This is a genomic window from Singulisphaera chitinilytica (assembly GCF_049331405.1).
Classification (GTDB): domain Bacteria; phylum Planctomycetota; class Planctomycetia; order Isosphaerales; family Isosphaeraceae; genus PoT.
In genome coordinates this window covers 293,349-319,541 of the sequence record NZ_CP186275.1, presented here as the reverse complement: position 1 = coordinate 319,541, position 26,193 = coordinate 293,349, and the positions used below count along the sequence as shown (strand labels likewise).

The following is a 26,193-nucleotide window of genomic DNA, read 5'->3' as shown; positions in this document are numbered from 1 at the left end:
ACCCCAGAGACCCGAACCTCAGGCCTGATCCCGGGGGGTGGCTTGCGACGGCCCGAGTGCCGCAAGGCGGGCCTCGACGCGGAGGACCTGCTCTCGGATCAGGGACTCGGCCCGCTCGATCCTCGCGTCGATGACGACGACCGCCGCACATATCAGCATGGCGAGGCCCGTCATCAGCATGGGCAAGGCGGCGGCCGACTTTCCGGTGAGCGACGACACGACGGAGAGCGCGATCAGCGTGACCAGCGTGAACCCGAACGCCATCATCGCCGAGACGCTACGCCTGGCGACGAAGCCCTCCGGCCCCCGGGCGAGGACCGCGGTCGCGAGCAGCGTCCAGCCGAGGCCCATGAACACGAAGAGGGTCATGAGCCCACGAACCGCCGCGGGCATCGTGGCCGGCTCCGTGATCGCGAGGGAGCCGCAGACGACCGCGGCCGCGAGCCCGGCGAGACCGACGAACACGTAGCGAAGGCGGGGCCTGGCGGAGAGCTTGGCCTCGAGATGGCCGCGGAGCCGCGATTCATAGGCGCCCCGGAGCGCGGGGTCGTGTGCGTCGAGGTCGAGGAGCCGTCCGCTATTTGCATCTTTGGGTTCAAGCATCGTTCAATCCTTCATGGTCTAGGGCCTGGCGTAGGGATTTCTTCGCCTTGAAGAGGCGCGATTTGACCGTGCCCGGCGGGATGCCGAGCACCTCGGCGACCTCGGCGATGCTCAGGTCGCGGAGGAAGAACAGCGTCAGGACCTCGCGATCGGCGGTCGGGATCTTCGCGAGGCCGTGGTGGATCGCCTCGGCGTCCTCGATCGCGGCCTGATCGTCGTCCTCGCATGGTTCGATGACTTCGAGGACGTCCAGGCTCCGCTCGCGGGAGTAGTCGGCCCGGTGGTGGCTCATGGCGATGTTGCGGGTCACGGCGTAGAGCCAGACCGGCAGCCGGCCCGGGTCTCGCAAGGTGCGGATGCCGCGGAGCACCTGGAGCCAGACCTCCTGTAGCACCTGCCAGGCTTCCGCTTCGTCCGCCACGAGCCGGCGTATGTAGAAGAAGAGCCGCCGTTCCCAGGCGAGCACCAACTCCTCGAAAGCCTCCCGCTCCCCGCGCTGGCAACGCAGCACGAGGATCTCAAGCTCGATGTTCCGACGATCCTGATCCAATGACGACCTCCACGGAGATGACTCGTTTTCCCGGGCAATTTGATAGTCGGGCGAGAGCCCGGGCCGGTTCATCGACCTTGGAAAATCCGGCTCCGGTCGGCGGCTTCGTCGGCGTGACGAGCACTGAACATAAGATCAAAGGCTCGTCGATCGTTGCGGCTGATTGACTTTTCGAGGCGTCCCAGGCTAATATCTGACATCCGTAAAACGACAGGCGTCGGAGAAGCTGGCGGCTCCCCCACGCGCTCGATTCTCCAGGATCCTTGAGACGTTTCGCCCCGGAGGTTCCCGATGCGTCAGGCGCTCTCGTTGCTGCTGGTTTTGGCGGGGCTCGGCCTCGCGTCGGAAGAGGGATCCCGGGCGGCGATCGGCGAGGAGGCAGGCAAGGCGACGCTCTCCGGGAAGATCCTGGATGCGAAGTCGGCTCCGCTGGCCGGGGCGAAGGTCACGCCCTATCGGCTGGACTCGACGAACCCTCGCTGGGGGCGGTTCCAGGTCGCGCGCGACGTGGTCTCGACGGGGGATGACGGGGCTTACAAGTTCGAGGGGGTCGAGCCCGGATACTACATGGTCTCGGTCGAGCGCGAGGGCCTTGCGCGTGGGCTGAAGCTCGTGAACGTCGAGGCGAAAGGAGCCGAGGCGCCGGCCGAGGTCGTGATGCGGGCGCCGGCGTCGGCCTCGATTCACCTCAAGGATCGGGAGGGGAAGCCGGTCGTCGGGGCGAGGGTCCGCGAGTTGACGATTCGAGGTGTGAATGGGGAGTGCCGAATCTTTCAACTTTGGATGCGGTCGCTGGGTATCGAGATCCCGCCCAGCGATGAAGAGGGGCGGCTGCAACTGCCGGCGCTGCCGTCGGGCGACGTCGTCAAGCTCGGTATCGAGCATTCGAGCCTCGCGCCGGTGCGGGTCGAGGGGCTGACGCTCAGGGCCGGATCGCGGGCGGACGCCTCGGTGACGATGCCCCCCGGGGTCGTCGTCACGCTCCACACGCCCCCCGGGAGCGTCTCGAAGGCCGTCATCGACCTGCGACACGAGCCCTTCGACGACCCTTCCACCTTCATTTATTACGAGCTCGATTTCGACCGCGAGGGCAAGGCCCGCATGACCGTGGCACCCGGCGATTATTCGTGGCTCCTGCTCCAGGAGGAAGGGCACTTCCTGACCCCCGTATACTCGGCGAGTCACCTCAAGAAGCAGTGGCTCCGGATCGCGCCGGGGCGGAACCAGGACCTGCATTTCGACGCCAGGCGCAAGGCCTCGGCGAAGGGCCGGGTGGTCGACGCCGACACCGGGAAGCCGCTCCGCGAGATGTCGATCTATGGCGAGCTGGCCAACGCCACGACGGAGGGCTGGGCGGACAGGCCCCCCGGCGACTGGAGCTTCGCCGGCTGGGGCGAGAGCGACGCCGAGGGCCGCTTCGCCATCGACCTCGCCGCCGGCCCCGCGCGGGTCTCGTTCCAGGGGAACGAGTACCTTGCGGAGAAGGATCATTATGAGTTCAAGATCACCGACGACGGCCAGGCCATGATCCCCGACATCAAGGTCCGCCGCCTGCCGAAGGTCGTCGGCGTCGTCCGCAACCCCGACGGCAGCCCCGCCGCGAAGGCGATCGTCAGGCTCCGCGGCCGTTACATGAACGGGCTCCAGCCCGTCCTGACCGACGCCTCCGGGCGGTTCGAGATCCAGTCGGTTTACTTGCCGAGCGACCCTGAGACGGGCAAACGCCTCGTCAATCAAACACTCGTCGCGTTCGACCCCTATCGCCCCCTCGCCGCCCGCGCCGAGATCCGGCTCGATCAGCCCGGGGAGGCGGTGTTGACGCTCGAGCCGCACACGCCCGACTGGCCGATCTCCGCCTTCCGGAAGGACATGACCGATTGGGAGCGCGGGGACGTCGAGCCCGATCGGGCCTCGAAGGGTGCGGCCGTCTCGCTCAAAGGCAAGACTCCGCCCGAGATCGACGCATCGTCATGGATCAACACGCCGGGGCAGGACTTCGGCCTCGCGGGGTTGAAGGGCAAATATATCCTGCTCGACTTCTGGTTCATCGGCTGCGGCCCCTGCCACGGCGACTTCCCTTCGGTGAAACTCGTGCATGAGTTGTATAAGGACAGGGGGGTCGCGGTCATCGGGATCCACAACAATTCGAGCCCGCCCGAGGCCGTCCGCAAGCACGTCGCCGAGATCGGCCTGCCGTTCCCGGTGGCCGTCGACCACCCCGACGGCCGCATCGTCGCCCGCTTCGAGGATCACGGCCTCCCCGACGGCTACCCGGATTACGTCCTGATCTCTCCCGAGGGCAAGGTCCTCCTCGACGACCGCACGATCCCCCATCCCTCGCTGCGGAGCTACAAGCTGGAGATCATCCGCCAGCACTGGCTCGAATCGCAGGGAACGCCGAAGTAATCTTGGATTCCTTGAAACGACTCGGCCGAGCCTGCTGATGGACCGGGGGCGGGTGTCAGTCGGAGGCATCATCATGAGTTGCCGGACTCGGATGATCCCGGTTCGGGCGAAATGCGCGTCACTCTCAACGCGACGCCCAACAGCACCACTCCAATTCCGTGATCGAGCTGAGAGATCATGACGGTGCGGACTCCCCTGCATCGACGAGGATGATTTCATCAGGGTTCGTCGGTGTTTCGCGTCGCGCAAGCCGGACGACAACTACACGCAGGGTGGCTGCAGTTGCGCTCGATCCCAACTCTCCTTACGGGGAGTGCCTTAATTAGGTGAATCGAGCCAGCCGAGGCCGCAGCATTTGCTGCATCTCATGCCCCTTGGAAACCAACCCTGCATGAAGAATCTGCCGGTCCCTCGGCAAATATGGCAATCACGACTCGTTGCCGTCCACTTCGGCAGGAGGGGTTGTAGCTCCGGGTGGCATTCGACGGCGGAGACGATCGTGGTCATCCGCCAGATGGGGGCCAGCCTCGATCCGCACCTCCTGGTGGCCCAGTTCGAAATGGATCGCGAGGATCTCGCCATCATGGCGGAGGAAGAGGGTCGTTCCATCCCAGCCGCGGAAGATCGGCAAGGCCTCGTAGGCGCGAGCTTGCTCGCATTCGATCCGATCCCTGGATGTGGCGAGGTATTGCTCGATCAGCACGACGATCGTGAGCCGGAGGTCTCCTGAAACCATAAAGAATGACCTTCGCGAAGAGTGGCTGGCGACGGCCGCGCCGGATCGTTTCTCTTGTTACGGGGAGGGCCTCAGCCCGGTGACTCGAGCCAGCCGAGGCTGTAGCATTCCCCACATCCAAGACCCGTCGGCGGGTACCTGTCGACTAAAACCCAGCCGGTACCGCCGCAGAACGAGCAATCCCGAGCCGATGCAGGCCGGGCCGGCAGGAGGGGATGGAGTTCCGGGTATTCCTTGACTCCGCAGATGATCGCGATCTTCCTCCGCGTGGGGTCGTTTTCGACATGCGGAACTCGCTCGTTCGCTTCCAAGTCGATGGAAAGGATCTCGCCATCGGGGCGGAGGAACATGATGTCCGTGCTTCCCCAATTCATGAAGACTGGCAAGCCCTCGCAGGCGAGAACCGCCGCGATTTGTTCCGGATCCTCGGCCTTGGCGAGCCAACGCTCGATCAGCACGACGATCGTGAGCCGCAGGTCCGCCGGAATCATGAACCGAGTCCTGCACAATCAGAGAATCATGTCATCACGTCAGGCCGCGATCATTTGAAAGGCCGGCCATCGAGCGGGACGCCGTCGGTGTCGAGGATCTGGAAGTGGTGGATGCCGGTGGCGTCGGGGTTGCGGTAGGTCCAGACGATCTTCTTGTCCGGGGTGATCTCGGTCAGCTTGACGTCCTCGGGGCCGGCGTGGTGGCTGGCGATGACGGTGTTGCCGTTGGGGAGGCGCTGGACGCCGCAGGCGTCGTTGATGGGACGGCCGGGGAGGTCGTCGTTGGTCACCTGCCAGACGGTCTTGCCGGCCTTATCGACCTCGATGACGAGGTTGCCGAGCGTGCAGCCGATCACCGTGTGGCCATCCGGCAGTCGGATCGCGGTGAAGGGCATGTGGGGGGTCGCCACTTCCCAGACGACCTCGCCCTTGGGCGTGTACTCGCGGACGACCCTGTCCAATAGCTGCGGCACGAGGTAATTGCCGTTCTCGAGCTTGCGGGCCATCCTCGTTTGCAGGTGGTGGTCCTTCGTCTGGGCCTTGAGCGGGACCTCGACGTGGACCTTGCCCTCGCGGTCGATCTCCAGCAGTCGGGGGTGGTCGCCCGCCTCGGAGAGCAGGATGCGGCCCTCGCCGACCTCCTGCACGGTGTTGACCTCGGACTGGCTCCCGCGGAACTCGAAGATGACATTGCCCTCGCGGTCGACCTCGGCCACGCCCCCTTTCGGGAAGGGCTTCGACTTCGCCATGGCCAGTAGCACGCGGCCATCGCGCAGGACCCAGCCGTCGCGGGTCGGCAACCGATACGACCACGTTACCCGACCCTTGGAGTCGCGGATAAAGGTCTTCTCGCCGGTCGCCAGGAACCCGTGGGTGATCGGGAGCGGATCGACGGCCTCGAGCATGCTCACGCGCCGAAGCGGGTGTGTTGTTGCTGCGGACGCCTGCGTTCGCGACGGCTTTGGCCGCGACGATCGCCGACGGGTTTCGTCTCGATGACGGCCTTGATCCGAGGGCGAAAGCATCTCCATGGCATCGAATGGGTCGATCGAGGCTGACGAGGGACGCTCCCAGCGTCGGCCGGCCTCGAAGGAGCCGATCAGCGCCGCGACGAGCAGGACGAGGATCATCAGTCTACGCACGGTCAACCGCCCTCGGGCTTGCGACATCGCGGGGCCTCCTGAGATCGTTGGGTACCTGTCTCGGATCCATGGGTCGTATCTGAACCAGACTACGACGCTTCTCGGTCGAGCGGTAGGGGCGATGGGTTTCTCCCATCGCTCGCCTCTTCCGGGTCAGAAGACGCAGAGGGGCCCTGGATTCGTCCGGGCTTATCGCCGTGGGCCTCTCGTCGCTCCGCGACCCCGATTGTCCCAATCGCGGCTACCCAAGACGTGGGGTAGCGAGGGTTTACTGATGACCTTTCGGCTCCATCAGGCCTGGCGGTTTGGCGAAGGAGAATCGGGGAAGGGCCGAGGAAATGGCGGGAGGGCAGGGGGACTCGCTAAACTGCCTGTCCACCCGGCTCACGCTTTTTTCCGGAAAGTTGCAACCCGGGCCGGGGTCATGGCCATTATCAGCCGGTTGCGATGAGACGTTGAACCGGGCCGAGGAGGAGTGCCTTGAATTGAGGAACCGCAAGGATGAAGCCGTCCGACGCCAGCTCCACTCGCTCTTCAACCTCGGGACGATCCGGGAGCTGACGGACGGGCAATTGATCGAGCGATTCTCGACCGGGCACGGCGAGGCCGCGGAGCTCGCGTTCGCGGCCCTCGTGGAGCGGCACGGGGCGATGGTGATGCGGGCCTGCCGCGCCAGGCTGGGCGACCTCCACGACGCGCACGACGCCTTCCAGGCCACCTTCCTGATCCTCGTCGAGAAGGCCGATCGGCTCTGGGTCCAGGACTCGCTCGGCCCCTGGCTGCATCAGGTCGCCGTGAGGACGGCCCGGTGCGCCCGCAAGTCGGCCGCGAGGCGTCGGAGGCGCGAACGTAGGATGGCTCAATCCGAGTCGAGGCCGCCTGGCGATGCCCTCGCGCACGACGTCGCCCCGCTGCTTCACGAGGAGATCGACCGGCTCCCGGAGCGGTATCGGATCCCGATTGTGCTCTGCGACCTGGAGGGGCACTCGTGCGAGCAGGCGGCGAGGCTGATGGGGAGGCCCGTCGGCACGGTCAAGTCCTGGCGTTCCCGGGGCCGCGAGCGGCTCCGCGATTCTCTGATCCGGCGAGGCCTCGCCCCCTCGATGGCCCTCGGGATGTTGCTCTCGGACGACGCCGCGCGTGGCGCAGTCTCGGAATCCCTGGCGGCCGGAATGGCGGCCGGGACGGCCTCGGCGACGGCTCGCACTCTGGTGAAAGGAGTCCTGATGACCATGATCTTCGGCAAGATTCGAGTTGTGGCGGCGTTGGTGTTGACGCTTGGCGTCGTCACCGGGGGCCTCGGTGTCGCCGCTGTTGGCCCCGATGAAAAGACCGATCCGCCCGGAATGTCGGGGCCTCATCTGGAAGAAGGCAAGGTCCCCTCAGAGAAGGCCGACCCGCACGGAGTGGCAACGGCTAGACGCGAGGACGGCCCCTTCGACGAGGCCGACCCGTTCGGGATCGCTTTGCCTCGGCAAGACAAAGACCTCGCCGAAACGGCGAACGGAGCCTGGGAACTCACGCTCCGCGAGGCCCTCCTCCTCGCCCTGCGAAACACGGAGAACATCCTGGAAATCAGGCCCGATCCAAATAAACCGAGCAGGCCCGGTTACGCGATCATTCGCATCGAAGACCGAGCTCATTTCCAGAAGTTCCGCGGCGAGCTCATGGCTTACTTGCGGTCAGTCGAACAAAACTACTGGTCGCTCATGCAACAAAGGTCCGAACTCGCTGCGATCAGGAGGGCGATCAAGCTGACGGAGTCCGCCCTGGCGTGGGCGAATGCTGAATTCAACGCCGGCCGGGTCGACAACACCAACTCCGGCAAAGCAGAGGTCCTGCTCGCACAGCTTCGCGACATCGGATCGAGCAGGTCATCCGATTTGAAGGGGATCGAAAGCAGACTTCGAAATATGATCGGATTATCTCTCGAGGACAAGCGAAGTATCATCCCCGCGACTCGAGCGAGCGTCGAGCCAGTCAAAACCACCTGGGAGCGGTGCTTGCTTGCCATGCAAGAGAATCAGCCAGATATTCTGCTTCAGAAGTTACGATTGCAGGATCTAGCTAGAGCAGGTGATGACGCCAACGCGCATGTCCGCCAGAAGGAAGAAACCTACGCCGCCAGCGTCCGCCAGCAGACGAAGCGATCGCTGGCGCGGTTTTATCGCGAACTTGCTGCAAGTTACCACCTCTACAGATCGAAATACGCCATGAGGTGCGAGCGAGAGGCTCAACTCGAGGCCCAGCGCGTTGGAGTCGAAGAGAACCGTCGAGACGGCTTCAACTTCGACGTCTACCTCTCGGAGATCAGCCGTTATGTCGATTCCGTCGCGACCGAATCGAATGCCTTGACGGCCTATAACGTCTCGATCGTCTCGCTCGAAGAGATGCAAGGTACGCTGCTGGACCATCAAGGAATCACCCTTGTCGACGAAAAGAAGGTCAATCCCACCTCGACGGGCGACTTCCTATCGCAGCTTCGCCTGAGGAACGCCCCCGAGCCCGTCAAGCCGATCGTCCCCGCCGCGTTCGCCGGCCGCCCGGCCAATCAGGGTGCGGAGCAAGCCGGGGCCAAGGCCAAGGCCGAAGTCAAAACCGAGGCCAAGGTCGTCGACCACGACGGCAAGACCATGACGTTCCGGTTCACGCTCGGCAACGGCCCCAAGCCGCTCGAACTGCGTGGCTCGTTCACGATCGCGCCGGCCAGGGACCAACCCGCCGAATCGCCGGCCCCCTGAGCCATACCGATGCCAATCTCCCTCGAGGCAAATCCGGACGATCGGACGGGGAGATTGGCGGAATGACCATGGCCGACGCCGGGCCCTCCGGGGCATGATACCGCCAATGACGGCGGAGGGCGGTTTCACGCCCCGGACAAGAAGGCACTCGCATTAAGGAGGCCCGACGGATGAGCGTTCTGGATTCGGATCCTTCGGTCGGAAACGGCAAGAGGCTCGCGCCCGAGGCGCTCGACCAACTGTTCCTCGAGGCGAGGACGTACATCGCCTGGAAGCCCGAGCCGGTCTCGCACGAGACGCTCAAGGAGCTCTATCGCCTGGCGAGGATGGGCCCGACGAGTGCGAATGCGAGCCCGGCAAGATTCGTGTTCATCACGAGCACCCGGGGCAAGGAGAGGCTGCTGCCGGCCCTGATGCCGGGGAACCTCGACAAGACGCGCTCGGCGCCCGTGACGGCGATCATCGCCTGGGATGTCGAGTTCTACGAGCGGCTGCCGCACCTCATGCCGTTCGGCGACTTCCGCTCCTACTTCGTCGGGAACCAGCCGCTCATCGACGAGACCGGGATGCGGAATAGCTCGCTCCAGGCGGCATACTTCATCCTCGCGGCGCGGTCGCTGGGCCTCGACTGCGGCCCCATGTCCGGCTTCGACGCCGACAAGCTCAACGCCGAGTTCTTCCCCGACGGCAAGTGGAAGGTCAACCTGCTCTGCAACCTCGGATATGGCGACCCCGAGAAGCTCTATCCCAGGGCGCCTCGGCTCGAATTCGACGAGGCCTGCCAGATTCTCTGACGGTTCGATCCCTTCATGGAATCAGGCGATCGCATGAGAATCCCAGGGGCGCCCTCATCCCGTCATCCTTGGCGGCGGTGAGGGCGCCCTGGATTGTCCCCGTCTTTGGAAGGCGATCAATGGGCGTCGGCGACTTCCGTCGACTCCGGGGCGAGGTCGAACGGCCTGGTGATGCGCTCGACCGGGCTGTTGTCGTGGACGAGCGAGCCGAGACGGCCGACGAAGAAGCTCGACTTGTTGGCGACCTCCAGGTTGTACACGAGCCGCGAGGGGACCGGGTTCACCTTCGTCACGCGGGCGACCCCGCCGATGACTCGCACGCGATCCCCCGGCTTCAGGTCACGCGCCATGACCCAGCCCCGGCCGGCGACCCAGAAGCGGTGGATGCCCGTCGCCAGTAACTCGTCATCCTCGATCCGGACGCGGAAGGTGGCGTCGGGCGGGTTGGTCACCGAGGCGACCACCGTCTCATAGCCGAGTTCTCCCGTCTTCGGATCCTGGGCGAGGACCTGATCCCCCACGCGGATCGTCTCGATCGGGCGGAGGCCGGCGATCGTCCGCACGGGTGTCCCCGCCGCGAAGCAGGAGAGATGCAGGCGCTGGACGACCGTGGGCCTCGCCTGCTCGATCGACGTATCCTGGGGGGTCCGGTAATTCTCGGGCTCGTAGGCATAGCCTCGATCCTCGACCCACCAGCGGATCCAGGATTGCCAGTCGCCGTCGCGGTCGACCCCCGAGATGTTCTTGAGCGTCTGGATCAGGCGATCGTTCGTCCTCCGCACGGCCCCCTGGACGATGGCCATCTCGGTATTCGCCTCGATGATCAAATCTTTGATCGTCGCATTGAGGTTGGCCACCTGCCGGATCGTCTGATATCCGACGCGGCGCTGGTAGCTGCCATTATTCAGGAACCACGCATTATACGCATCATTAATCAAGGCCATGCCGATATCGCCATTCGTTTCATTCATCAGGGAGACGTACGACATCGACTCGTCCACGGTGTAGAACTGGAGCAGGTTCCCCTTGCGTCCTTCGATGAACGTGACGCCCGGCGAGGCCGGCCCCAAGGCCCCGATGGGGAGCATCTGGAATCGGTAGACGACGCTCTTGCGGTTCGGTTCGGGGTCGCGGAGCAGCGAGACGAGCAGGCCGAGGGCCTCGTGGTGGTCGCGCCTGGCGAGCGTCTCGCAGGCGGCCCGCTGGACCGTCGCGCCGGAGCCCGCCATCGCCAGCAACGCAAGGGCCTTCGTCGAGGCGGGGGACTCGATCTGGCCGAGCACCTGCACGGCGAGGGCCTGGTCGCGGGCGTCGCCGTTGGCGAAGACGGCGAGCACCGCGTTCGTCGCCCTCGGGTCGCTCACGCCGGCGAGCGCCTGCACGGCCTCGTCGCGAACCTTCCCTTCCGCTAACGCATCTCGATATTTCTGGAGCAGGGGGAGCCAGCGGCGATCGGCCTTGCGCTGGGCGTCGGTCTCGGCCTTCTCGGCGGCGATCGACTCGGGCGTCCGCCAACGCCCCCGCCAGCGCTGGAACCCGAGCCGCTTCCAGGCCATCTCCTTGCCCGGGGCGAGCCGGGTCACGGCCGTCAGGTGGGCGACGGATTCGGCCTTGAGGCCGTGCCGATCGCACCAGAGCGCGAGGTTCCAGTGGGCCTCGGCGTTGTTCTCCATGCGCTCCCGACGCGCGTTGTATTCGGCCAGGTTCGAGGCCGTCTGCGAATTCGGCCTGAGCAGGCGCCCGACGTCCTCGGCCCGGATCCAGCGCCCGTCCCTCGCCACCTGCCCGAGCAGACCCCGGGCGACGCCGTGCGTCGGGTCATGCAGGATCGCCAGGGCTAGGTGCTTGAACCGCTCGGCCGAAAGCCCCTGCGACTCGCACCAGAGCGAGAGCCGGACCTGGTCCTCGGGCGAGCCCCCCGCCTTCGACGCACGCCGGAGGTATTCCACCCTCTGGGTCGACGCCGCTTGCCCAGGAGCCGCTTCTTCGAAAGGACCAGCTATGTTTTTCTTGTTGACGTGCTCATTATCATACGCATCGGTCTTCGTCTCGTGACGGTCGCCCGGGATTTTCTCGGAGGGGGCAATTCCGCTCGCCGCGACGAGGCCGGGGACCGGTTTCGACGCCTCGGCCACCTTCGCGTCCGTCCCCGCGAGGACCGACGCGCAGGTGGCGACGAGCGCCACGGCGACGGCCAGCGCGACGACCATCGGCGCGACGAATTCGACGCAGAGCCCTTCGAGGACCTCCTCGACGAGGTGCGCGACCTTCCTCGAGGCGACCTCCGTCATCAGGGCCTTCTGAGATGTGAGCCTGGCGGCGGCGTGGGCGGTCGCCTCGACGAGGGCCTCGGGCGGGACGGCCTTGGCGCCGTCGGGGAGCGTGAGCAGGGTCAGGAGGCCCGGCGCCAGGCCTCGTCGCGAGAGGCGGCCATGGAGGAGCTTGCGGGCCCGCATCAGCCGGACGCTCAGGGTGCCGACGGGCCATCGGAGGCGCTCGGCGGCCTCGACGTGGGTGAGGCCTTCGAGGTAGCAGAGGACGACGGGGGCCCGATAGGCCTCGGGCAGGCGGGCGACCTCCTCGTGGACGGCCTCGGCCTGCTCTCGCCTGACGAGCTGGAGCTCGACGCGGCCCCAATCACCGACGGGTTCGTGGGAGCCCATCGCAAACTCCTGCTGTTCGCGCCGTCGTTGCAGATCCCCCAACGCCTTGGTCTTGCGGGCCGTCCTCAGGGCGACGCCGTGCAGCCAGTGGGCCAGCGACTCCGGCTGCCGGAGGGTGTCGGCCTTGCGTGCGAGGACGAGGAAGGTCGCCTGAAACGCGTCCTCCGCGTCGTTGGGGTCCGCCAACAAGCTCCGGCAGATCCCGAAGACCATCGGCCCGTGCCTCTGCACGAGTGTCGCGAAGGCCATCTCGGCGGCCTCGCCTCGCTGCCGGCTCACGCACTCCAGGAGCTGGCGATCCGTCCGCTCGACGCCCAACATCCCCGCGCTCCATCCAGGGGGGAAGGCGCGTCGCATCGCTCGGCCGCTGAAAATCGTCATGGCTTCGCCCTCCGTCGGTCGGTTGTCCTCACCTTATACTGCCGACGACCGGGCGCCCGCTTACATTTTTCTCCGCCGAGTCCTGAATGTGCTGTACTCTCCGCGACTTGAAGTTTGCGAGCGTTTGAGAAATGGCGAGTAGACGGGCCCGGCCCCCCATGACATCCTCGCATCCGACGCAGTTCCCCCGCCAGTGGCTCGCACGCCTGGCCGGCGTCCTCGATCGCCGGACCTAGTTCCGCACCAAGCTGCAACGGGCCGTCGAGTTGCTGACCTGGGCCGAGCCCTGGCTCGGCCTGCTGCACAAGCCCCTGCGGGTCGTCGCCGACGGGGCGATCCTGGTGGGCCGATGCTGTTCGTCCTGCACACATCACCTGCGGTACTGCTCGTCGCTGACGTGCTCGAGCCAGTCGACGGCCTTGCCGTCGAGCTGTTCCTGGATGGCGATGTGGGTCAGGGCGTTGGTGGGGGTGGCGCCGTGCCAGTGCTTCTCGCCGGGGGGGAACCAGACGACGTCGCCGGGGTGGACCTCCTCGACCTCGCCCCCCTCGCGCTGGACCCAGCCGATGCCGGCCGTGATGATCAGGGTCTGGCCGAGCGGGTGGGTGTGCCAGGCCGTGCGGGCGCCGGGCTCGAAGGTGACGCTCGCCGCGGCGGCCCTCGCGGGGGCCTGCGGCTGGAAGAGCGGGTCGATCCGCACGGCGCCGGTGAACCAATCCGCGGGGCCCTTGCCCGAGGGCCTCGAGCCGACTCGGTGAATGTCCATGACAACCTCATATGCTTCTGAGTGGCTCGCCGCGGACCGGCCGATGAGTCGACACGGGCCGGCGAGCAGGGTCAGGGTGCCGGCCTTCATCATATAGCCGCGGCGCGTCCGGGGCATGGTGTCGTCGCCTCGAGTTGAGGAATCGAGCCGCGTGAGTCGGAAGCCGCAGCGTCCGGTCATGCGATCGAGATGCTCGGTGTAGCGGTCCCCCTGGGGCTCGACCTTCGAGGCCGCGTCGTCGGTTGAATCGTCATCATTCTTCCATGTTTCACGCGGGCCAAGGCGTCTGCCACGGTCGCGGCGGCATCATCGCCAGGCTTTGCCCCATCGCGATGACTCCTCGCCACGGATCATTCGGCCCGATTCCCTCTTCGTCGCGAAGGTGGAGGGATGATATGATTCGCTCAGGCGCGGACGGAGTTTCGGCGGCCTCGCTACGAGCCAGGGCATCTGACGGAGGGAATGCGAGATGCTGACGAATCTCACGGTCATGATCGCTGTCGGATGCGCCTGCTTCCAGACCACCGCGAAGGAATATTACGATCGCGGGATCGCGTCGTCGGATAAGTTCGAGTGGGATCAGGCCATCGTCGACTTCAGCGAGACGATCCGCCTCGACCCCAAGCACGTCAAGGCCCACGTCAATCGAGGAGTCTGCCGGGTCAACAAGCAGGAGCCGGAGAAGGCCCTCGTCGACCTCGACGAGGCGATCCGCCTCGACCCAGGCTTCGCTTTCGCCTATGAGGTCCGGGGCAACTACTTGCTTCAGAATGGAGAGTGGGACAAGGCTCTCGCCGACCTCGAAGAGTCCATCCGCCTCGATCCCGAGAACTCCTCGGCCTATCTCCGCCGGGGCTCCAACTGGAACGAGCTTGGCGATTGGGATAAGGCGATCGCCGACTCGGACGAGGCACTCCGACTCAAGCCCGGCATGTCCTCGGCCTATTACGTCCGAGGCTTCGCCTGGCATAAGAAGCAGGACTGGGATCGGGCGATGTCCGACTACGATGAGGCGATCCGGCTGGACCCGAACTATGTCGCCGCCTACATCAACCGCGGGGTCCTCTGGATCGCGAAAGCCGAGTGGGAGAAGGCCATTGGCGAATGCCATCGGGCGGCGAGCATCGATCCCGGCATCGCGCTGACTTACCACGTCTGGGCGAATGCCTGGATCCTCCAGTCCGATTGGCCCATGGCCTTCGCCGACGCCCTGCAAGCTCTCCGCCAGAAGGCCATAGACCTCGCCGAACCCGCCCCGCGGTGAGGCGAGGACCGAGCCCCGGCGACCGCGAGGAATCGGACTCGTGACCGACCCTTCGGCCTCGCCTTCATTGAGACTCAGGAGGCGGCATGGAGGACCACGAAGATCGCTGGAAGCGCCCACACAGGGAGTATTCTCCGGGGCTTACTCGCGAGGCTCATGCCGGGTAACTGGTGGGGCCTATCGTAGTGACGCGGGGTATGGTTGAAATGGAGGGGACTCTTACCTCGGCCGCGCGGAGGTTGCCATGGATTTCCCCATCCTCGACCTGATGGATGACGAGGCCAGCTATGCCGAGCTCCTCGCCTGGCTCCACCCAGCGGGCCTCGCATGCCCGCGATGCGGGGACGGCGACGACCTCCACGTCCACAGGCGCCATCGCGCACCGATCCTCGACTACCGCTGCGGCCGCTGCAGGAGGGTCTTCAACGCCTTCACCGGCACCGCGCTCCACGGCAACCGCCGCCGGGCCGCCGAGCTGCTCCTGATCGTCCGCGGCATCGCCCAGGGCACGCCTACTGCCAGGCTGGCACGCGAGCTGGACTGCGATCGCTCCCAGCTGCTCGAGCTCAGGCACCGCCTCCAGGGCGCCGCCCACTCGGGGCGGCACCGGGATCCCCTGGAAGACTCCGAGCTCGAGGCCGACGAGATGTACCAGAACGCGGGAAAAAAGGGCGACCGCACCGCGACCCCGATGACCCGCCGCGGCGTCGCGGCAACAAGCGGCCGGGGCACGGGAGCTGGGACACGGACCGGCTGCCGATCTGCGGGGTGGTGGGGCGCCGAAGCGGTGAGATCCGCCTGACGGTGGCCCGGCATTCCGACGGGGAGACCTTGCGGCGCGTGGCGTTGCGTGCGAGCTGGCCGATGACGCGATTCTACACGGACGAGTGGAAGGGCTACGATCGTCTGCCGGAGATGGGCCGCTCCCGCTCGTCGGTCTGCCACGGCCGCGGGGAGTGGGCGCGCGACGACGACGGTGACGGGGTGCGCGAGGTGCACTGCAACACGCTGGAGGGGAACTGGACGGGGCTGAGGAACTTCCTGCGGCCGTTCCGCGGGGTCAACAAGGAGTATCTTCGACAGTACGTGGCGATCTACCAGTGGAGTTACAACATCAAGCGGGTGTCCGGGGAGTTCATCCGGGCTCTACTCGGTGTTAAGGGCTCCACCAGTTAAACGACATGAGCCACTCGCGATAGGAGTACTCCTGGCGTTTAGCCTGTTCATTGCCTTCGAGATGATGCTTTCGAGCTCCGATCACGATAAGCCCTGGAGCACCCTGTCCGTTGGCGAGGAAGTCATCTCTCTCCGAGCGTTCCGGGCCTCCCCGGCGAATGAAGTCGTACATGACTCATTTTATGAAAATAGACACGTGTATTAAAAGTACGATTATGACTATGAAAACAAGGGTAGTTTGGAAGTCGCCGCGGGAACGACGGGGGTCGTGACGATCGATACCAGGACGGATGACGACGACACGAATGATCGGCGGCCCATCGCCGTGACACTTTGCGGCGGAGTCCACCAGGGCTTGACGGTCGCCTTGCCTCGCAATGGCTTGAAACGCAATTTGAGGAGAGCAGGCACGCGACGTTGAAGCTTGATCCACCGAATCGGCCCATGGGAGAGGTACCCCGGCGGCGACTCCGCACCGGCTTCGAACTCATCCCATGTCGGGATTCCTCACAGGATCAACGGACCTCGACGCCGAGGCCTTGCATCCGAGCCGACAACTGGAGGGAAACGCGTCATGCTGGCGAATTTGGCGGTCATCATCGCATTAGCTTGTACTTGGGCTCAATCGCCGGCGGAAGAGTGCGTGGAGCGCGGGGTCGAGCTGGCGGAGCAGGGGGAGTGGGATAAGGCGATCGCGGAATTCACCGAAGCGATCCGGCTCGACCCCAAGCTCGTCGACGCCTACGTCGAACGCGGCGAGGCCTGGAGGATGACCGACGAGGAAGAGAAGGCGATCCGGGATTATGAGCAGGCGATCCGCCTCGACCCCGACGCCATCGAGGCCTACTCCGGGCGCTGCGAACTCTGGATCGATAAGGAGGAGTGGGATAAGGTCCTCGCGGACTGCGACGAGATGATCCGGATCGACCCCAAGCTGCCCGAGCCCCGCTACAACAAGGGGCTGGCCTGGTCGAACAAGGATGAGTCGGACAAGGCCATCGAGGCCTTCGGCGAGGTCATCAAACTCGTCCCGGACGATCGCCAGGCGTACGTCGCCAGGGCGGGGGAGTGGGCCGAGAAGGAGGGGTGGGACAAGGCCATCGCCGACTACAACGAATTGATACGCATCGATGCCAAGGACGCCTTCTCCCACTACAAACGAGCCCAGGCCTGGATCGAGAAGGGGGAGCTGGATAAGGCGATCGCCGACCTCGACGAGGCGATCCGCCTCGAACCGGATGATTCCGAGGCCTATTTCTCCCGCGGGAGCGCCCGGCTCCAGAAGGAGGAGTGGGACAAGGCCATCGCAGATTGCACCGAGGCGATTCGCCTCGAGCCCGACTTCATCAATGCCTACTACAATCGAGGTCGTGCCCAGGCCGCGAAGGGGGAGAGAGATAAGGCCATCGACGACTTCGGCAAGGTGATCAAGCTCCTCCCCGAAAATCCCATGGCGTACGTCCAGCGCGGAGGCGTCTGGAACGAGAAACGGGACTGGGACAAGGCGATCGCCGACTTCGATGAGGCGATTCGCCTCGATCCCGAGTACGCCCTGGCCTACTTCCAGCGCGGGCTTTCCCGGCTCGAGAGCCACGACTGGGATAAGGCGATCGCCGATTTCAATGTGTCGATCCGCCTCAACCCCGAAGATGCTTCGGGCTATTACAACCGAGGTATGGCCCTGAGCCGCAAGCGGGAATGGGACAAGGCGATCGCCGACTTCAACGAGGTCATCCGCCGCGACCCCGACGACCTCGACACCTACGCCCAACGCGGGCGAGCCCTGAACGAGAGGAGGGAATGGGATAAGGCGATCGCCGATTACAGCGAGATCATAAGGCTCAAGCCCGACTTTGCCCTGGCCTACCTCGCACGCGGAGCCATCCGGGGCGAAAAGGCCGAGTTTGATAAGGCGATCGCCGACTACAGCGAAGCGATCCGGCTCGAACCCGAGAATTCCCATGCTTATGCATCGCGTGGGGATGCTTGGTACGCGAAGAAGGAATGGGACAAGGCGCTCGCCGACCTCAACGAGTCGCTCCGTCTCAATCCTGAGAATGCCGACGCCCATTGCTTCCGGGGTAACCTATGGCACGAGAAGGGAGAACGGGATAAGGCGATCGCCGACCTTACGGAGGCGATCCGGCTCGACCCCGCGCACGCCTTGGCCCTGACCAACCGCGGCTCGGCCTGGCTCGAGAAGAGTGAGTGGGACAAAGCGATCGCCGACAGCGACGAGTCGATCCGCCTCGACCCCAAGAGACCCATACCCTACGTCAACCGTGGCGCCGCCAGGATCGGGAGAGGGGAGTGGGACAGGGCCATCGCCGACTGCGACGAGGCCTTGCGCCTCGATCACAAGGTCGCCATGGCCCACGTCAATCGGGCCGTCGCCTGGTTCGGGAAGGGTGAGGACGCCAAGGCGCTCGCGGACAGCAATGAGGCGATCAAGCTCGGCTCGGACAACGAGCGGGCTTACCTGATCCGGGCCAAAGTCTGGAATAAGAGGCGCGATTGGGATCGCGAGATCGCCGACTATGGCGAGGTAGTGCGGATCAAACCGAATGAGGCCCAGGCGTACGTCAACCGGGGCTACGCCCGCTACAAGAAGGGGGACGGGGATGGGGCGCTCGCCGACCTCGGCGAGGCGATCCGCCTCGATCCGAAGTCGTCCATGGCCTACTCGACCCGGGGCCACATCCGGTTCAAGAAGGGGGACCTGGATGGTTCGATCGCCGATCTGGACGGAGCACTCCGGCTCGACCCCGAGAATACCACGGCCCTCGTGATCCGGGGCCGGGCCCTGATGGGCAAAGGCGAGGTCAACAAGGCGCTCGCCGACTACGATAAGGCGCTCCGCCTCGAACCCGGGTCGATCCAGATTTATCTCAGCCGGGGCAATGCCCGGGAAGACAGGGGCGAATGGGAGAAGGCGATCTCCGACTACGATAAGGTGATCGGCCTCGCCCCGAGGGACGCCGCGGCATTCGTCTACCGGGGACGCACCCGGGCCAGGCAGAAGAAGTGGGACGAGGCGATCACCGACTATAGCGAGGCGATCCGGCTCAACCCCGACGATGGCGGGGTCTATTGCAGGCGAGGCCTCGTCTGGATCGAGAAGGGGGAGTTGGATCACGCGCTCGCCGACTGCGACAGGGCCATCCGACGCGATCCCGGCATCGCGCTGGCTTACTTCGGCCGCGGCCTCGCATGGCAGAGGAAGCCGGAAGCGGACAAGGCGCTCGCCCAGTACGCCGAGGCGATCCGGCTCGATCCCAATCACATGATGTCCCACCTCAACCGCGCGATCCTCTGGTTCGCGAAAGCCGAGTGGGACCGGGCCATCGACGACTGCAAGGAGGTCACCCGGCTCGACCCGAGCGTCTATAACGCCTATATCCTCTGGACCCAGGCCTGGATCCGGAAGACCGACTGGCACAAGGTCGCCGCCGACCTCGGCCTGGCCCGTCCTCGGCCGCTGGCGGACTGAGCGGGCGTCGGGCGACCTCGGATTCGAGGTCGCCCGGCCCGGACTCGCCTGATGAGGGCGGGAGAGGGGCGATGCTAAAGGCTCCCCCGTGATCGACAACCGGAGGTCAGGCCCGATCCAAGGCGAAAATCGGTAGAGATCACGGCATGTCGGCGAATCTCTCCGTGTACGAATGGGCGCCTCCGAGTTCATCGATGGCCCTCCGGTTCGAGGCGTGTCAGCATGAATGAAGCCGAATGGGCGGCATGCGCCGAGACCAAGCCGATGCTCACGTGGCTCGAGCCGAGGGCGAGTCCCAGGAAGCTCCGACTGGTCGCGGCGGCCTGTGCTCGGCGAGTCTGGTCTCATCTCACCGACCCTCGCCTGAGAGGACTCGTGGAAGCGGCCGAGAGGCTGGCCGATGGCTTGATGAGCCGCGATGAGGCCGAGGTCCTTCTCGATGCCACGGAGGCCTTGATCGACGAAGATGTCGACGTGGACCGATGGCCGCCGTCGAGGTCGTTCGCGGGGGTGGCTCGGGTCGCGCTGGGGAGCGGGTCGGCCTGGGTCGGCGCTCGATGCGCCGCGAGGGGCGTGGCTAGCCTGACGGGCCAGGAAGAGGGCCCGGATTGGCTCGCCGCCTTGCATGCCGAGGAAGCAGCCCAATGCGAACTCGTCCGCGAGATCTTCGGGTCGCCGTCCCGCCCCTTCCGGTTCGACCCGATCTGGCTGGCGGGGGAGGGGCGACCGGCGAGGGAGTTGGCGAGGGACGTTGACCACAGCGGGCGATATGAAGACCTTTCGATGCTGGCCGATGCACTCGAGCGTTGCGGGTGTCCGGATCGCGCGGCCATCGACCATCTTTGGGGGCCGGGGGTCCACGTTCGCGGCTGCTGGGTCATCGACGCGCTGCTCGGCCGGGAGCCCGCTGTTCGGGAAGGGCTGACGACGGCCTTGGCCAGGCGAGAGTGCGAGGACCTGGAACTCATGCTGCACGTCCTCGATAAAGAGGGGAGCATGCGACGCCGGCGGCTGTTCGCACTGACCTGCTGTCGTCGGATCGACCATTTGATCCACGATGAGCGATGTCGCAGGGCGATCGCGATGGCCTCCCGTTACGCGGCTGGTGTGGCCGACGAGGATGAGATGGAGCAGGCCAGGGCCATCGCGGAGCAAGCCTGGAGCGACGCCAAGTACAACCATTGGGTGGCTGAGGCCGAAGAGAACTTCTGCCTGACTCCCCGCCAAGCCACATTCGGCAGGGACTTGTTCATCGCCAATGCCGTCGTCTGCGCGGTGGCTCAAGATCCTCGGAGGCCTGCGGGGGAGATTGATATCGATAGGCCCGAGTCCTACATGCAGGCCCATGAATGGACATTGTCCACGCTCAGGTATCAAATTTATGCTGGCATGAGCGACGGTCAGAAATGGCATTCGAGGTCCATCGTGGAGGCCGTCGCCCGGGTGGAAAGGACCGAGGGCCGGGCCCGCTGCGAGGTCCTGCGTGACCTCTTAGGCGACGTGCTCGGGCACACGGGCGAGGAGCCGGTCTGGCTGCCGGTCGGCTGGAAGCGGAGCGGGGAGAAGTCGGAGGCCTGGTGTATCCTCCCTGCGCCCCTTCGCATCGACCTCGGGGCCGGATGGATGTCCTGGCGGGACGGCTCCATCCCCGGGCTCGCGCGGGCGATCTACGAGCAGGAGAGGTTCGACCGCCTGCCGGAGCTGGCAGACCTCCTGGTCGAGGCCGGTTGCACGGAGCCGGCCATACTCGACCATCTGCGCGGCCCGGGGCCGCACATCCGAGGCTGCTGGGCGCTCGACAGGCTCATCTTACTGCCGTCCTGACGCCCCGGGACGTCGCCAGAACGACGTGGATAGCCCCCCGGACCTCGCGGGCGTCAAGGGCGCAGTGATGCCCCCTGGACAGGATTCAAGGTCCTGAAATTAGGTTATACAAACACTTTTTCGAAATATGCAGTTGATTGCTCGCGGAGAGTCGGTGGCCCATCGTCGAACACGCGCCGACGAGATAATTCGGAGGTCGAGCCCGGCCGCAGCCCGAGGTGATATCAAACGGCGATCCTCATCCGGCGCTCGCGGACGAGGTCGGAGGCCAGGAGGAACTCGCGGAGGAGCCTCGGGCCGACCTCGTAGCCGTAGCGGGAGTAGATCATCGAGTCGAGCGGGCGGATGAGCTCCCGCTCCAGGGCCTCCGGGTCCCAGGTCCATTCCTCGATCTGGGCGAAGAAGGCCAAGAGCTCGGCTCTCATCGTCTCCTGCCTCGGGCCGGTCCGCTCGCCGGCGTGGAACCGGTCCACGATGTCCAGGGCCTGGTTGAGGTCCAGGTTGATCTGATGTTGGGTCGGCATGGGATCGTCCTCCTTCGGAAGCGGATGATCGGGCCGCGGGGGGACCGCGATGAGATGTGTCGCCGGGTCGTCGATCTTGACAGCCCGGCGCCGCCGATGTCAATATTATTCTTGATATGAAATAAATCAACAAATCAGGTGATTCCTGACGTGGCGTCGGGGAAACCACCCGGCATTCGTCGGGTAACCCCCGATGGGGCGATTTCCGTTTCTCCCCACAAGCGGCGGGCGCCGCGGCCGGATCTCCCGAAATCGGGGCCGAAAAGGGCCGCCGCGGGCACGCGTGGCATCCGAATTGCCACGTCCTGACGGAAGCGAATTCGTACATCAAGATGGTTCGACTTGAAGGGGTTTGAATGATGACGACGGCAGGCCGGACCTACCCGATCCCGGACCTCTAGTGCGACCGGCCCACCGCGCTCCGGGCGGAGGTCGAGGTGCTCGACGCCCGCGACGAGTCCATTTGCAAGGCCGAGGCCCTTTGGCGGGACGTGGGTCGACACGCCCCGCAGGCTTCGGGAACAGGACGACCGCCAGGTCGACGAGATCGGGGGACACCCGAGAACGGTCATGGATCATTTCAAGGGCTGATGTCATGCCCGGTCGATCGAGGGGCCAGCGGGGCGGGTGCGGTTCCCCCCCCCCGGGTATCCTTCGGTCGCCGGGCGGGGCCGAAGGGAGGGCTGAGCCTTGAAGAATCACCGAAGCATCGATCCGGCTCCTGGACGATTCGCCGACGAGGGCGATCGTCGCCGGGTGGATTGGGTCGAAGGAGAGTGGCTGGTCCTGGCCGACGGCCAGCGATGGTGCTTCGCACCGCCGGAATCGGTGCCGGACTACGCGGAGGAGTCGGAAATCGCCTCGAGGCGAGTCGTCGATCTCTTCATTATGTTGATAAACTCGAGGACGATAAGAAACGAGAATCGGCTGATATCCTTGGACGATCCCGCCTCGTCAATCCGCGCCCTGGCCTGCACGTTCACGCTGTGCCGGATCGTCCTGTGGGCCGGCATCAAGCTCCTCCGGCGGAATTATCGGATCACCGACGCGGAGTGCGAACGACTGATGCCGTTCAATTTCGGGATCGGAGACCTCGATGATCCCCGGGCCTTATTCTACCGGGCGGGGCCCGAGTCGTTCGCGATCTGCAGCCGGGTCGCCGGCGTCTCCGGGATCGACATCAGGGCCAAGCTCTCTCGCATCGCCTCGTCGAATTGAGGGGGCGATCGCGGGGCGGCACGGGGCGTCGGGAGGAGTGATCGACCGGCCATGAGGAATTCGGCAAGCCCTGGCCTATCGTCCCCCCCGGGCGCGATGGACGAGGAAGGCGGCCGGCGGGGTCAGGAGGCAGGCGAGCAGGAAGAGGCCGGCGACGCTCTGGAGGCTCATGTGGAGGTGCTCGTCGGCGAGCCGGCTGAAGTCCATCCAGTGGCCGCCCCCCTTCGCATCGCCGTATTCGTCCCGGTGTTGCCGGCTGGACATCAACTGGTAGGCGAAGCGGGCGTCGGCCAGGACGATGAAGAGCCCGACGAAGGCGTAGAGCGGGCGCTCGCTCCCGCGGAGGATCTGGCTGCCGCTCAGGGCCCGGTACAGGAAGATCCCGGCGATGGTCAGTTCCATGCCGTGCCCCATCGCCACGATCAGGAACTCGCGGAGCGGCGAGAAGGCCGCGAAGGTATAGACGATCGCGCAGATCAGGGTCGCGAGGAGCTCCCGCCGATCCCCCCTCGCGCGGAGGATCGCGGAGGTGATGACCCCGTAGATCAGGATGAGCACGAGCGGCACCTGCCCGGTCCGGTGCGAGACGCCGCCGCCGTAGGTCAGGTCGAACGACGGCAGGGCGGGGCACCCGAAGAACCAGGAGGTCGCGACGTGGCCGAGCTCGTGGATGACCGTCATCAGCACCGCGGGCACGAAGCCGAGGAGCGGGAAGACCAGGGCGGCCACCGCGAGCCCCGCGCCGATCGCCAGCGATTTCACCGCGTCCCTGTCGATCGCCTTCGCCGCCTTACGTCGGGCCTTCGCCCGTTTCGGGGCAACTTCCGTCGGCGCCGCGGTCGGACGGGCGGCGGGCCGGGGGAGGAGCGGGAGCGGTTCCTCCGCGGCCGGGATTCTCGCCACGACCCCGCATTGCTTGCAGCGGTAACGCCGGCCGGCCAGTTCCCCATCGACCTGAAACGACTTGCCGCAGCCCTGGCATGTGAACGCGATCATCGCCACATCCCCGATCCCCCTCCGTCATCCCCGGATGCCCGAGACTCGACTCGCATCCACGAGTCGTTCTCGCATGAAATGCGCAGGAACTTTCATCAACTCGAACGCAATCCCAAACACGACTTAAGATGAGGGTTTAGCATGACACCATGTATGTTGTCAATTTCCAGATGTCTCCCCCGAGCATATCCGGGGCTGCGGCGAGAGGGTGCCCGCCGTGCTCGGGCCGGGCGTCGGTTATCGCCCCCGGGTGGCGTTTGATGTGCGGATAAGGCACGTCTTGAATCCCCGCACCTTTGTCCGATATTATTAAAAATGACGTCGGTCCGCTCCGGTCGAAGGTCCGAATTTCGTGGAGGCCAGGCCATGTCCACCATCGAGTCGGCGAGCCAGGTCGAGGCACCTAGGAAATCGTACGGCTGGCGACTGAAGATCCTGCTCGGGCTGAACTTCCTGGCCCTGGGCGTCTTCATCTTCTCCCGCCTTAGCCCCTCGCAGGTGGAACGACTGGGGCCTTTGGCCGAGTCGCTACACGCGGCGCTCAATCCGTCCGAGAAGGCCTGGAAGTTCGGCCCGGCGGGGCGCCGCCTCATGGCCGACGTGAGGAAGCTCGGAGGGCAAGCCACTCGAACCGGTCGCACCCCTGGATTCCTCGGCCTCTTCGGCACCGAACATTTCTATGTCGATGTTTACGGCGAGGAGTTCGGCGACGGGGATCTCGCCCGCCTCATCGAGAAGCACGGCGATCGCATCACGGGGCTCGACCTTCGCCAGACGAAGGTCACCGACGCCGGGCTTCGACACCTGCAAGGGATGCCCCTCTTAGAGGATCTCGTACTCGGGAACGCCGACATGAGTCGCGTCCCTCGCCGCCAGGACCGGATGCCGACCAGCCCGATCACCGACGCCGGACTCGCCCATCTGCGCGATTTGAAGAAGCTCCAGAACCTCACCCTCGAAGGCCTTCCCATCACCGACGCCGGGCTCGCGGCGATGGACGACTTGCCGGGCCTTAGCGGGTTTAACCTGGTCCGGACCCAGGTTAAGGGCCCTGGACTGGCCCGGTTCAAGTCGTTGTCAAGGCTGGTCGGCCTCAGCCTCGAAGGGAGCCGGGTGAACGACGAGGGCCTGGCCCACCTCGCGGGGGCTACCAAAGTCCAGTGGCTCCGCCTCAATGGGCTCCCCCTCACGGCCGACGGCCTGGAGGTCTTGAAGTCGATGCCAGGCCTCGTGCATCTGGACATCACCGGCTGCGGGTTCCTCGACGAGGAGGTCGCCAAGTTCGAGGCCAGCCAGCCGGGATTGACGGTCGAGCATCGTTGAGACCGTCTCGCCTTCGTCGAGCTTCCTCCAGCGCCGAGGGGCCTCGCCGTCAGAAGGCGTCGGCGGGGATGGCCTCGCCGCCTGCGATCGAGTGCAGGGCATCCCACACGTCGGGGTTGATCGAATCCTTGACGAACCGGACGCCCCCGCCGCCGAGCAGGGCGTGGACGCCCCCGGCGTGGCGGCTCCTGGCGGCGTTGACCGAGCGGAAGAGGATGCCTTCCGGATCCCCCTCGCAGGGGAGCCTGCGCACCGGCTCGTCGAGGCAGACGGAAGGGTGATGGAGCACGTCGCGCTCGTAGCTCATCACGCGGTTCTTAAGGCCGTTGGGCGGGAAGCTGCTCATGTAAGAGTTCGACCCCGGATAACTCAGCCAGATCGCCCCTCGCATGTCGGAGGCCCGCCCCTGGAGCAGCTCGGAGGCGAACACCGTGTTATCCAGGCCGTCGCTGACCGCCGCGAACCGGACGTTGCCGGCCTGGCCGAAGGGGGAGGGCCGCCAGTTGTAGAGCCCGTCCATGCGGAACCCGACGAGCTGGCCGTAGACGTTGTTGCCCCAGTTGACGCCGTAATTCCCACGGGCCTGCTCGAGCGGCGAGGTTCGCGAACCCGGCAGCACGTCCGGCACCGCGAACGCCCTCGCGTCGTCGCTCGGGCATTGGTAGACGCCCATCGAGGTCGACGTCACGGTCGAGTTGAACGCGAGGCCACGCCCGTCGAGGCCGATCGAGCCCAGGTCGTAGTTGTAGGCGTCGGCGAGGGGCCTTTGCTCCAGGAAGGGGAGCAGGAGCACGTTCCAGGGCGTCGCCTGATCTTCTGGCTTCCCCGTGTCCGCGACCAGGGGCGTCCCGGGGGCGTTGCGGATCACGACGATCCGCCCCGGGACGATGACGTCGAAGGCCGCCTGATAGCCGTGGATGGCCAGGCCGACCTGCTTGAGGTTGTTGCTGCAACGCGCCCGCCTGGCGGCCTCGCGTGCCGACTGCACGGCCGGAAGGAGCAGGGCGAGGAGGATCGCGACGATCAGGACCACGACCAGCAGCTCGATCAGCGTGAACGCACGGCCGGATCTCGTCCGCATGGCTGCCACCCTCGGGCGTTCGAT

The 26,193-nt window shown here is 65.6% G+C and carries 21 protein-coding genes; 11 read left to right on the top strand and 10 right to left on the bottom strand.

Features of this window, described 5'->3' with window-relative positions:
• Positions 1 to 18: 18 nt before the first annotated feature.
• Positions 19 to 603 carry a hypothetical protein gene (locus ACOYYX_RS39400; RefSeq protein ID WP_422931841.1) on the bottom strand — a complete coding sequence of 195 codons (585 nt, stop codon included), beginning with the start codon at positions 601 to 603 and terminating at the stop codon, positions 19 to 21.
• Complete coding sequence (locus ACOYYX_RS39395; protein WP_422931840.1) at positions 596 to 1,153, bottom strand: RNA polymerase sigma factor; 558 nt, start codon at positions 1,151 to 1,153, stop codon at positions 596 to 598. Before ACOYYX_RS39395 ends, ACOYYX_RS39400 begins: the two co-directional genes overlap by 8 nt.
• Here ACOYYX_RS39395 and ACOYYX_RS39390 point away from each other — a divergent pair.
• Both ACOYYX_RS39390 and ACOYYX_RS39385 read left to right on the top strand, forming a co-directional pair.
• Positions 1,153 to 1,320, top strand: coding sequence for a hypothetical protein (locus ACOYYX_RS39390; RefSeq protein WP_422931839.1), 168 nt, complete (start codon positions 1,153 to 1,155; stop codon positions 1,318 to 1,320). The two genes, ACOYYX_RS39395 and ACOYYX_RS39390, sit on opposite strands and share 1 nt — an antisense overlap.
• 124 nt (positions 1,321 to 1,444) lie before the next feature.
• The gene (locus tag ACOYYX_RS39385) at positions 1,445 to 3,559 is read left to right on the top strand and encodes a carboxypeptidase regulatory-like domain-containing protein (protein WP_422931838.1); all 2,115 of its coding nucleotides are present in this window, start codon (positions 1,445 to 1,447) and stop codon (positions 3,557 to 3,559) included.
• Between the two features lie 427 nt (positions 3,560 to 3,986).
• Here ACOYYX_RS39385 and ACOYYX_RS39380 read toward each other — a convergent pair whose 3' ends face one another.
• The 3 genes from ACOYYX_RS39380 to ACOYYX_RS39370 form a co-directional block, all read right to left on the bottom strand.
• Entirely contained in the window at positions 3,987 to 4,295 is a 309-nt protein-coding gene (locus ACOYYX_RS39380; protein ID WP_422931837.1) for a hypothetical protein, read from the bottom strand.
• A gap of 71 nt (positions 4,296 to 4,366) precedes the next feature.
• Positions 4,367 to 4,786 (bottom strand): hypothetical protein, encoded by a 420-nt coding sequence (locus tag ACOYYX_RS39375; RefSeq protein WP_422931836.1) that lies wholly within the window; start codon positions 4,784 to 4,786, stop codon positions 4,367 to 4,369.
• A 50-nt stretch (positions 4,787 to 4,836) separates the two neighbouring features.
• Positions 4,837 to 5,955 (bottom strand): hypothetical protein, encoded by a 1,119-nt coding sequence (locus ACOYYX_RS39370; RefSeq protein ID WP_422931835.1) that lies wholly within the window; start codon positions 5,953 to 5,955, stop codon positions 4,837 to 4,839.
• A 458-nt stretch (positions 5,956 to 6,413) separates the two neighbouring features.
• On the opposite strand from ACOYYX_RS39370, the gene ACOYYX_RS39365 reads away from it, so the two are divergent.
• Together ACOYYX_RS39365 and ACOYYX_RS39360 are read left to right on the top strand one after the other, a co-directional pair.
• Positions 6,414 to 8,669 (top strand): sigma-70 family RNA polymerase sigma factor, encoded by a 2,256-nt coding sequence (locus ACOYYX_RS39365; RefSeq protein ID WP_422931834.1) that lies wholly within the window; start codon positions 6,414 to 6,416, stop codon positions 8,667 to 8,669.
• A gap of 170 nt (positions 8,670 to 8,839) precedes the next feature.
• A complete protein-coding gene (locus ACOYYX_RS39360) occupies positions 8,840 to 9,463 on the top strand; it encodes a malonic semialdehyde reductase (RefSeq protein ID WP_422931833.1) in 624 nt (207 codons plus the stop codon).
• Positions 9,464 to 9,579: 116 nt separating this feature from the next.
• Here ACOYYX_RS39360 and ACOYYX_RS39355 read toward each other — a convergent pair whose 3' ends face one another.
• Both ACOYYX_RS39355 and ACOYYX_RS39350 read right to left on the bottom strand, forming a co-directional pair.
• Positions 9,580 to 12,507: a sigma-70 family RNA polymerase sigma factor gene (locus ACOYYX_RS39355; protein ID WP_422931832.1), complete on the bottom strand. Its 2,928-nt coding sequence runs from the start codon at positions 12,505 to 12,507 to the stop codon at positions 9,580 to 9,582.
• A 370-nt stretch (positions 12,508 to 12,877) separates the two neighbouring features.
• Positions 12,878 to 13,273: a (R)-mandelonitrile lyase gene (locus tag ACOYYX_RS39350; RefSeq protein WP_422931978.1), complete on the bottom strand. Its 396-nt coding sequence runs from the start codon at positions 13,271 to 13,273 to the stop codon at positions 12,878 to 12,880.
• Positions 13,274 to 13,742: 469 nt separating this feature from the next.
• On the opposite strand from ACOYYX_RS39350, the gene ACOYYX_RS39345 reads away from it, so the two are divergent.
• The 5 genes from ACOYYX_RS39345 to ACOYYX_RS39325 all read left to right on the top strand — a co-directional run bounded on the left by ACOYYX_RS39345 (position 13,743) and on the right by ACOYYX_RS39325 (position 21,027).
• Entirely contained in the window at positions 13,743 to 14,537 is a 795-nt protein-coding gene (locus ACOYYX_RS39345; RefSeq protein WP_422931831.1) for a tetratricopeptide repeat protein, read from the top strand.
• Between the two features lie 244 nt (positions 14,538 to 14,781).
• Positions 14,782 to 15,339 (top strand): transposase, encoded by a 558-nt coding sequence (locus ACOYYX_RS39340; RefSeq protein WP_422923112.1) that lies wholly within the window; start codon positions 14,782 to 14,784, stop codon positions 15,337 to 15,339.
• Entirely contained in the window at positions 15,309 to 15,713 is a 405-nt protein-coding gene (locus ACOYYX_RS39335) for a transposase (protein WP_422929681.1), read from the top strand. Before ACOYYX_RS39340 ends, ACOYYX_RS39335 begins: the two co-directional genes overlap by 31 nt.
• Positions 15,714 to 16,287: 574 nt before the next feature.
• The gene (locus tag ACOYYX_RS39330) at positions 16,288 to 19,203 is read left to right on the top strand and encodes a tetratricopeptide repeat protein (RefSeq protein WP_422931830.1); all 2,916 of its coding nucleotides are present in this window, start codon (positions 16,288 to 16,290) and stop codon (positions 19,201 to 19,203) included.
• 222 nt (positions 19,204 to 19,425) lie between these two features.
• Positions 19,426 to 21,027: a hypothetical protein gene (locus ACOYYX_RS39325; protein WP_422931829.1), complete on the top strand. Its 1,602-nt coding sequence runs from the start codon at positions 19,426 to 19,428 to the stop codon at positions 21,025 to 21,027.
• Between the two features lie 224 nt (positions 21,028 to 21,251).
• On the opposite strand, the gene ACOYYX_RS39320 is transcribed toward ACOYYX_RS39325, so the two are convergent.
• Positions 21,252 to 21,551, bottom strand: coding sequence for a hypothetical protein (locus ACOYYX_RS39320; RefSeq protein ID WP_422931828.1), 300 nt, complete (start codon positions 21,549 to 21,551; stop codon positions 21,252 to 21,254).
• A 690-nt stretch (positions 21,552 to 22,241) separates the two neighbouring features.
• On the opposite strand from ACOYYX_RS39320, the gene ACOYYX_RS39315 reads away from it, so the two are divergent.
• Complete coding sequence (locus ACOYYX_RS39315) at positions 22,242 to 22,769, top strand: hypothetical protein (RefSeq protein WP_422931827.1); 528 nt, start codon at positions 22,242 to 22,244, stop codon at positions 22,767 to 22,769.
• Between the two features lie 75 nt (positions 22,770 to 22,844).
• Here the strand turns inward: ACOYYX_RS39315 and ACOYYX_RS39310 are convergent, their stop codons facing one another.
• Positions 22,845 to 23,765 (bottom strand): hypothetical protein, encoded by a 921-nt coding sequence (locus ACOYYX_RS39310; protein WP_422931826.1) that lies wholly within the window; start codon positions 23,763 to 23,765, stop codon positions 22,845 to 22,847.
• Positions 23,766 to 24,131: 366 nt separating this feature from the next.
• Between ACOYYX_RS39310 and ACOYYX_RS39305 the strand changes: the two genes are divergently transcribed.
• On the top strand, positions 24,132 to 25,088 hold the full coding sequence (locus tag ACOYYX_RS39305) for a hypothetical protein (RefSeq protein WP_422931825.1): 957 nt from the start codon (positions 24,132 to 24,134) through the stop codon (positions 25,086 to 25,088).
• Between the two features lie 49 nt (positions 25,089 to 25,137).
• Here ACOYYX_RS39305 and ACOYYX_RS39300 read toward each other — a convergent pair whose 3' ends face one another.
• The gene (locus tag ACOYYX_RS39300; protein ID WP_422931824.1) at positions 25,138 to 26,169 is read right to left on the bottom strand and encodes a DUF1559 domain-containing protein; all 1,032 of its coding nucleotides are present in this window, start codon (positions 26,167 to 26,169) and stop codon (positions 25,138 to 25,140) included.
• Positions 26,170 to 26,193: the final 24 nt, after the last annotated feature.

What these genes read in the sequence shown, in the direction of transcription:
- ACOYYX_RS39400 (WP_422931841.1), bottom strand. Translation starts at nt 603, where the DNA reads ATGCTTGAACCCAAAGATGCAAATAGCGGACGGCTCCTCGACCTCGAC.
- ACOYYX_RS39390 (WP_422931839.1), top strand. Translation starts at nt 1,153, where the DNA reads ATGACGACCTCCACGGAGATGACTCGTTTTCCCGGGCAATTTGATAGT.
- ACOYYX_RS39385 (WP_422931838.1), top strand. Translation starts at nt 1,445, where the DNA reads ATGCGTCAGGCGCTCTCGTTGCTGCTGGTTTTGGCGGGGCTCGGCCTC.
- ACOYYX_RS39380 (WP_422931837.1), bottom strand. Translation starts at nt 4,295, where the DNA reads ATGGTTTCAGGAGACCTCCGGCTCACGATCGTCGTGCTGATCGAGCAA.
- ACOYYX_RS39375 (WP_422931836.1), bottom strand. Translation starts at nt 4,786, where the DNA reads ATGATTCCGGCGGACCTGCGGCTCACGATCGTCGTGCTGATCGAGCGT.
- ACOYYX_RS39370 (WP_422931835.1), bottom strand. Translation starts at nt 5,955, where the DNA reads ATGTCGCAAGCCCGAGGGCGGTTGACCGTGCGTAGACTGATGATCCTC.
- ACOYYX_RS39360 (WP_422931833.1), top strand. Translation starts at nt 8,840, where the DNA reads ATGAGCGTTCTGGATTCGGATCCTTCGGTCGGAAACGGCAAGAGGCTC.
- ACOYYX_RS39355 (WP_422931832.1), bottom strand. Translation starts at nt 12,507, where the DNA reads ATGACGATTTTCAGCGGCCGAGCGATGCGACGCGCCTTCCCCCCTGGA.
- ACOYYX_RS39350 (WP_422931978.1), bottom strand. Translation starts at nt 13,273, where the DNA reads ATGGACATTCACCGAGTCGGCTCGAGGCCCTCGGGCAAGGGCCCCGCG.
- ACOYYX_RS39345 (WP_422931831.1), top strand. Translation starts at nt 13,743, where the DNA reads ATGCTGACGAATCTCACGGTCATGATCGCTGTCGGATGCGCCTGCTTC.
- ACOYYX_RS39340 (WP_422923112.1), top strand. Translation starts at nt 14,782, where the DNA reads ATGGATTTCCCCATCCTCGACCTGATGGATGACGAGGCCAGCTATGCC.
- ACOYYX_RS39330 (WP_422931830.1), top strand. Translation starts at nt 16,288, where the DNA reads ATGCTGGCGAATTTGGCGGTCATCATCGCATTAGCTTGTACTTGGGCT.
- ACOYYX_RS39325 (WP_422931829.1), top strand. Translation starts at nt 19,426, where the DNA reads ATGAATGAAGCCGAATGGGCGGCATGCGCCGAGACCAAGCCGATGCTC.
- ACOYYX_RS39320 (WP_422931828.1), bottom strand. Translation starts at nt 21,551, where the DNA reads ATGCCGACCCAACATCAGATCAACCTGGACCTCAACCAGGCCCTGGAC.
- ACOYYX_RS39310 (WP_422931826.1), bottom strand. Translation starts at nt 23,765, where the DNA reads ATGATCGCGTTCACATGCCAGGGCTGCGGCAAGTCGTTTCAGGTCGAT.
- ACOYYX_RS39305 (WP_422931825.1), top strand. Translation starts at nt 24,132, where the DNA reads ATGTCCACCATCGAGTCGGCGAGCCAGGTCGAGGCACCTAGGAAATCG.
- ACOYYX_RS39300 (WP_422931824.1), bottom strand. Translation starts at nt 26,169, where the DNA reads ATGCGGACGAGATCCGGCCGTGCGTTCACGCTGATCGAGCTGCTGGTC.